At 60.5% G+C, this 7,111-nt stretch carries 5 protein-coding genes and 1 pseudogene; 2 read left to right on the top strand and 4 right to left on the bottom strand.

Annotated features, from left to right (window positions below; all coding sequences use genetic code 11):
• Nucleotides 1-448: pseudogene (locus tag L9Z73_RS22045) on the top strand (3-deoxy-7-phosphoheptulonate synthase); the annotation flags it as partial.
• 172 nt (nt 449-620) lie between these two features.
• Entirely contained in the window at nt 621-1,439 is an 819-nt protein-coding gene (gene dkgB / locus L9Z73_RS22040) for a 2,5-didehydrogluconate reductase DkgB (RefSeq protein ID WP_247405446.1), read from the top strand.
• Here the strand turns inward: dkgB and L9Z73_RS22035 are convergent.
• The 4 genes from L9Z73_RS22035 to L9Z73_RS22020 form a co-directional block, all read right to left on the bottom strand.
• Entirely contained in the window at nt 1,436-1,858 is a 423-nt protein-coding gene (locus L9Z73_RS22035; protein ID WP_247405443.1) for a chemotaxis protein CheY, read from the bottom strand. The genes dkgB and L9Z73_RS22035 overlap by 4 nt on opposite strands.
• A 133-nt stretch (nt 1,859-1,991) precedes the next feature.
• Complete coding sequence (locus L9Z73_RS22030) at nt 1,992-5,609, bottom strand: transporter substrate-binding domain-containing protein (protein ID WP_247405441.1); 3,618 nt, start codon at nt 5,607-5,609, stop codon at nt 1,992-1,994.
• Between the two features lies 1 nt (nt 5,610).
• The gene (locus tag L9Z73_RS22025; protein ID WP_247405438.1) at nt 5,611-6,237 is read right to left on the bottom strand and encodes a response regulator transcription factor; all 627 of its coding nucleotides are present in this window, start codon (nt 6,235-6,237) and stop codon (nt 5,611-5,613) included.
• 300 nt (nt 6,238-6,537) lie between these two features.
• On the bottom strand, nt 6,538-7,111 hold a 574-nt coding region (locus tag L9Z73_RS22020), incomplete at its 5' end, for an MgtC/SapB family protein (RefSeq protein ID WP_247405435.1).

Raw genomic sequence — 7,111 nt, 5'->3', positions numbered from 1 at the left:
GGCGTCCCACCCGCACCGGCACTTCGGCGTCGACAGCCAGGGCCACCCGGCGATCATCCAGACCCCGGGCAACCCCGACACGCACCTGGTGCTGCGCGGCGGTCACCGTGGGCCGAACTACGATGCGCAGAGCGTGGCCCAGGTGAAACAAGACCTGGCCAAGTCCAAGGTAGCCGCGCGGATCATGGTCGATTGCAGCCATGCCAACAGCGGCAAAGACCCGCTGCGTCAGCCGGCGGTATTCAATGAAGTGCTGGAACAACGCCTGCAGGGCGACACTTCGCTGATCGGCATGATGCTCGAAAGCCACGTGTTCGAAGGCTGCCAGCCATTAGGCCCGGCGATGAAATACGGTGTGTCGGTGACCGACGGTTGCCTGGGCTGGGACAGCACCGAGCAGTTGTTGCGCAGTGCAGCCAAGCGCTTGCGCGAACACACCATCGGCTGAGCAATGGACGCCGGCTTGTCCGCAACGCGCGGACAAGCCAGGCGGCCGCAACGATCAGCCGTCTGGCCATTCGTGACTTGCGGTAAAGAGTCCTTTTCGGATTGGACGGTTTTTCCGAAGGAACGACGGGCGGATACTCGACGCCATTGTTCACCCCCTTCAGGAGTTACTGATGTCTATCCCCATGCACAACGTCCCGGCCTTCGGCCTCGGCACCTTCCGCCTGCAAGGCCAGGTGGTGATCGACTCCGTGAGCAACGGCCTGGAACTGGGCTACCGCGTCATCGACACCGCACAGATCTACGACAATGAAGCCGACGTCGGCCAAGCGATCGCCGCCAGCGGTGTGCCGCGTGACGAACTGTTTATCACCAGCAAGATCTGGATCGCCAATTTCGCCGAAGGCCAGCTGATACCAAGCCTCAGGGAAAGCCTGCGCAAGCTCAGGACCGACTACCTGGACCTGACCCTGATCCACTGGCCATCGCCGGAAGACCAGGTGCCCGTCGCCGTATTCATGGGCCAGTTGTTGGAAGCCAAGCGCCTGGGCCTGACCCGTCAGATCGGCGTTTCCAACTTCACTGTCGATCTGATGCAGCAGGCGATTGCTGCGGTAGGCGCGGACAACATCGCCACCAACCAGATCGAGCTGCACCCCTACCTGCAAAACCAGAAGGTGGTGGATTTCGCCACCGACCATGGCATCCAGATCACCTCGTACATGACCCTGGCCTACGGCGAGGTGCTGAAAGATCCGGTGATTCAACAGATCGCCGAACGCCATCAAACCACCCCGGCGCAAGTGGCCCTGGCCTGGGCCATGCAATTGGGCTACGCGGTGATCCCATCGTCCACCCGACGCGCCAACCTGGAAAGCAACCTCAAGGCCCTGCATCTGACCTTGAGCGCTGCCGACATGGCGCAAATTGCCGGGCTGGAACGGGGCCAGCGCCTGACCAGCCCCAAAGGTATCGCGCCGAAGTGGGACTAAACCCCAGCCACCGGCATGCGCGATAACTCCCGCAGCCATGGCAATACCCGCAGGCCAGTAGTGGCCTCGGGTGGGTCGATGATGTCCATGAAGTGTTCAAGATTGACGTTATCCGGTACCCCGGGCAAGCGGACCAGTACCTGCGGTGTCGAGCCGACGGGTAAGTCCAAGTCCAGGTGATCATAGACCAGCACGTGGCGCACCTGGGCCTGCGGCCCGCCGGTATGGGCCACCAACCCTGCATTGACGATCAGCACGTCAAAGGGTTCAGCCGGGATCGCCGTGAGGATCTGGACCTCCTCAAAAGTTTGCACCGGCACAATCCGGTGATACCCCAAACGGTTGAGCATTTTTTCGATATACAGCCGTTGCAGGTGCTGTTCATCGGCAATCAGGATGGTCAGTGCTTTGTTTGGCATGGCAAACCCCTGGCAGGCAGTGCTCGTTGAGTGAGAGCGGCCCATTTTCCAGACATATCCCGCAGACAAAATCAGGCATGTTCCCCCTTCGTGTAGGAGTTGTCCCAAACTCACCGAATGACATCTCCCTGCGTCAAGGCTGATTGCAATAAACGCTCAGGCTGTGATGCAAATCATTGATCGCCTGGTCGACGCCCTCAACCGCCCCACCCAGCGCCTGGAGGTCGTGCCGTTCACACACGCCCTCCAAGGTTTCGCAACAGGTGATCAGCACGTGCGCCTTGACCATCCGCGCACCGCCTTTGGCGCGGTGTGCCAGGTCATGCAACTTGGCGAAGTCGGCCTGGCGTCGCAACGACGGCAATAGCCTGTGATCGGCTTCCAGACTGTCGAGCAGCGGCATCAACAATTCGTTGAGCGCGGCGCGATCGTCCCCCGTCAGGATGATCAGCGTCCCCAGATCAAACGCCGGTTCGGCTTGCGGCTCGCATGGGCTTGCCATGCGCGGGGCCAGGGCCGATCGCAAATCTTCGAGCCCGGTGGGCTTGAACAGGCACCCGTCCATGCCTGCCTGGCGGCAGCGCTCGGCTTCTTCGGGTTGGGCATTGGCGGTAAACCCTAGCAGCAGGCACGGCACCAGGCCTCGCTCGCGCTCTTGTGTACGAATATCCCGGGCCAATGTGTAACCGTCCTTCAGGGGCATATTGCAGTCGGTTATCACCCCATCGAAGTGCCCGGCCTGCCACAGCGCCAGCCCCTGAACACCGTCCTCCGCCGTAGTGATGCTATGCCCCAGGAAGCTCAATTGCCGGGCCAGCAGCAAACGGTTGGCCGGGTAGTCATCCACTACCAGGATACTCAACGCGCGCGTCGGCGGGCTGTGCGGGACAGGTGCCGAAGCCGGCGCCGGAATCGCGGCCGCCAGGGTCAGCGCCACGCTCACGTCCACTCGGGTGCCGTGCCCCAGCACACTGCTCAGGTGCAACTGACCACCCATCATCTCGCACAAACTGCGGCTGATCACCAGCCCCAGTCCTGAACCGCTGCGTGCCGACTGTTCAGCGTTGCTGCCCTGGATAAACGGGTTGAACAGCCGCTGCTGATCCTGAGCACTGATTCCCATACCCGTGTCTTGCACCCACAACCTGAGCAGCAGTTGATCCTCCGAAACGTCCCCCTGGGCGCCCAGTTGCACCTGGCCTTTGCTGGTGAACTTGATGGCATTGCTGAGCAGGTTCGAGACCACCTGCTTGAAGCGCAGCGGATCGATCAGCACCGGGCGATCAAGTGCCGGATCGAGTGTCACGCGCAGCGCCAACCCCTTGGCTCGCGCGAGTCCTTCAAATACCCGCACCACCGAAGCCAGCAACTCATGCAGGTTGGCCGGCTCCTGGGCCAGGGACAGGTGCCCGGATTCGATCCGTGCGATATCCAGAATATCGCCGATCAATTCCAGCATGCCGCGCGATGCCACCGACGCCACCTCCAGCGCATCGCGATCCGCCCGACCTTGCTCGGCGCTTTTGAGCGCCAACTCGATCATGCCGATCACCGCGTTCATCGGTGTCCGGATCTCGTGGCTCATAGTGGCCAGGAACGTCGTCTTGGCGCGGTTGGCGGCGTCGGCATCGTCCTTGGCTTCCTGCAACTGGCCCAGCAAGCGGTGGCGTTCACTCACATCCACCCAGCCAGCAATCATGCCCACGACCTTCTCGTCGCCGTCGCGGTACGGCAGCATCCAGTGGTAAATCGTGAGAACTTCGCCCCCCGGCCCCCTGAGGATTCGGTCATGAATCTGCGGCTCGCCCCGCGCCATCAACTTCAGGTAGTCGTCATGGTACGACTGGGCTTGCGGCGGGTTGCCGGTGTCGGTTTCCACCACGGTCTTGCCGATCACGTCTTCCAGCTTGAAACCGAATACGTCGAGGTAGGCATTGTTGCAGGCCATCAACCGCCCCTGGCGATCGCGCACGTAAATCGGGTGAGGCGTGCCGTCGATCAACACGCTCATAAAGCGCATCTGATCGCTCAACGCGCGCTCGGCCTGGGCGCGCTTGCGAATCAGGCTGCGCAGGTAAAAGGCCCAGCACAGGGTGATCAACAACAGCACCGCGGCGAGACTGAAGCCCTGGATGATTGCGTTGCGATGGCGCAGCCAGTAGCTGTCTTCAATGATGATCTCGCTGCGCCAGTGATTGGTCAGCTCATCCAGCTCTTCAGGCGTGATACTCAACAACGCCTTGTCGAGGATCGAATACAACTCCAACTGGCTACGGTTGACGCCAAACGTGATCCGCGCCGGCTCCGTGCCGACGGTGCTGGTCATACGCAAGCGGTCACGGTAGTGACGCGCGATCATATAGCGCGCACTGATGAGCGAAATCACGGTCGCATCGGCCCCACCATTGGCCACCAGCTCCATGGCCGCCTCAGGGTTCGCGCTGTCGACAAACTCGATGCCGGGATAATCCCGCGCGATTTGCTCACCCAGGCTGTTGCTGCGAATGAACGCCAGGCGTTTTCCGGGCAAGTCTTCCAGGGTCACCAGCCGCTCGTCTTCGGCGCGAACCACCAACACATACGGGCTGGACAGGTAAGGCCGGGTGAAGCGCAGCTTCTCGGTCCGCTCGACGCTGGGGGTAATCACCGCCAACATGTCCGCCTGGCCAGCATTGACCTCGTCAATTTGTCGAGGCAGCGAACTGCCCTTCACCACATCGAACTTCAGGCCCGTGCGCAAGCTGATCCGCGACAGCACCTCGGAGCTCAACCCTTCGAATTGCCCTTGCTCATTGAAAAACGACAGCGGCACGTACTTGTCGAGCACCGCCACTTTCACACGCGGGTGTTTCTCCAGCCAGCGCTGCTCACTGTCACTCAGGCGCAGCCGTTCCGCTTCCATGTAACCGCTGCCACCAGCACTCCAGCGGCGCAGAATAGCCATCTGCTGGTTGACCGGTACGGTGGCCAACGCGGTGTTGACGATGTTACGCAGGCGAACATTATCCTTGGTGAACGCGAACCCGAAAGGGTTGACCTCCAGGCCGGAAAAATCAGCCACGCGCACGTTATTGAGGTGGTTCTTGTTGATCAGGTACCGGGTGCTGATGGCATCCCCCAGGTAGACGTCGGCCCGGCCGAACGCCACCGCACCGATGGCTTCGAAGGTCGAGGCAAATAGCTGCAACTGCGCGTGGGGGTAGAACTGCTGCACGGCATCGGGCTGCATGTAGTGATACAGCATGGCCACGCGCTTACCGGCCAAGTCTGCGCTCAGGGCCTGGGTGTCGCCGATACGGGTGACCAGGGTGGGTTGATCGTTGGCGTATGAACGCGACAGCACCAACTGCGGGTCTGCGGCTTCATAGCCGTTGGCCGAGCCAACGAAATCCACTGTGCCTTGCTTGAGCGCTTCAATCACTTCATCGCGGGTTTGGTAGCGTCGCACCTTGATGACGACATTCAACGCCTGCGCCACCAGCGCCGCATAATCGGCGGTAATGCCTTCAAGCTCGTCGTTGTTGTTGCTCAGGTCGAACGGCGCATAATCCGGCGCCGACACCCCCATCACCAACGTGCGCCGCTCACGTAGCCAGCGCCAGTCGGTTTCATCCAGCATCAGGCTGGCGTTTTCGAGCTGAGAGTGCCCCAACAAGCGCAGTGCGTGTGACTCATCGACGGCCGCTGCGATCATGGGCAACAGGCCCATCAACAAGATCGCGGCGAACCGCTTAAACGCAGTGGCGGTCATTTCAGATCAGATGATTGCGCTGGGCGAACTTGGATAAATGCACTACCGACGACATGCGTAACTTCTCCTTGAGGCGAGTCTTGTAGGTGCTGATAGTCTTGTGGCTCAGCAACATGTCATGGGCGATTTCCTTGTTGCTCAAGCCCAGGGCCAGCTTCTGCAGCACCGTCAACTCGCGATCCGAGAGGGCTTCCACCAACTCGCACTCGGTCGTTTGCAAATCATCGCGGCGCACCGAACTGGTGGGCAGGCTGGGAAAGCAGCTGTAGTTGGACATCACGGCTTTGATTGCTTTTTGCAGTTCGTCCAGCTCACCGGTCTTGGCGACAAACCCCATGGCGCCCGCCCGCATGCATCGGGTAGAAAAAAACACCGCCAAATAGGATGTAAGCACCAGGATCTTGCATGGAAGACCCAAGGCCTTGATCCGACTGATGACCTCCAGGCCACCCAACTTGGGCATCGCCAGGTCGAGAATCACCAGGTCCGGGCGCCCTTCCCTGGCCTTCTGCACGGCATCCGCACCATTACCGGCTTCATCGATTTCAGTAAAACCTTCCTGTTTCAACAGAAATTTGACAGTGGCACGGATAAACGGGTGGTCATCCACTATTAACGCTTTGCTCATAAAAACCCCTGACAGGACAAAGTACGCTGACACATCACACGGAACCCAGCCACCTGTGAGAATTGACAGTTCCGACAAACGGTACTGCCCCTCAGATCGCCAGAAAGCGGGTGCCTGGTCCCTTCCTTTGAAAATCACCACGAACACTTGAAGCCATATCATTGCTGCCGGAAAGCCGCAGCGATCAACCTTAGCAATGGAGTGGCGTTTCATACGAAGGGATAATCCTGGCTGCGTGTAGGACTTTTCCTTACTAGAGCATAGCCAACCCTTGGCAGGTCTAGGCTTGGCTAGGGTCGATCAATCGGTGGTACTTGGGCTCCAGAAAGCCTGCACCACCAGACTCGAGGTGGAAATACGCGCCACCAGGGCGTCCAGCTCGTCACCGTCCACCGAGGTGGCGACCAGGGTGGCTTCGATCTCCACCTCTTCACTGCCAAACGATCGCACATCGACATCACTGGCCGGGTAGTTGCTACGCGCCAGCTCGGCTTCCAGCAACACCATGACCGCCTGTTGCTGGCTGCGCTGTGCAATCACATAGAGGATGTTGGTCACCTCCGCCGACACCACATCCAGCGGCTGGCGGTTGATGTTATTGACGATCGGCCGCAGCAACGTGTTGGCTGCCAGCACAAACAGCGTGCCCAGCAGCGCTTCGAGGATCAGGTCGGCACCGGCACAGGCACCCACCGCCGCCGAGGCCCAGAGGGTGGCGGCGGTGTTGAGCCCGCGCACATTGCCTTCTTCGCGCATGATCACACCGGCCCCCAGAAAGCCGATGCCCGACACCACATACGCGACCACCCGCACCGCGCCTTCCGATCTCATCGCCCTGCAAGGTTGGTTGCGTATGAGTACGCTGGAACAGAGC

Source organism: Pseudomonas emilianonis (genome assembly GCF_023072625.1).
Taxonomy (GTDB): Bacteria; Pseudomonadota; Gammaproteobacteria; order Pseudomonadales; family Pseudomonadaceae; genus Aquipseudomonas; species Aquipseudomonas paraveronii.
Note: the sequence above shows the minus strand (reverse complement) of the source record. Positions and strands in the feature narration are given on the sequence as shown.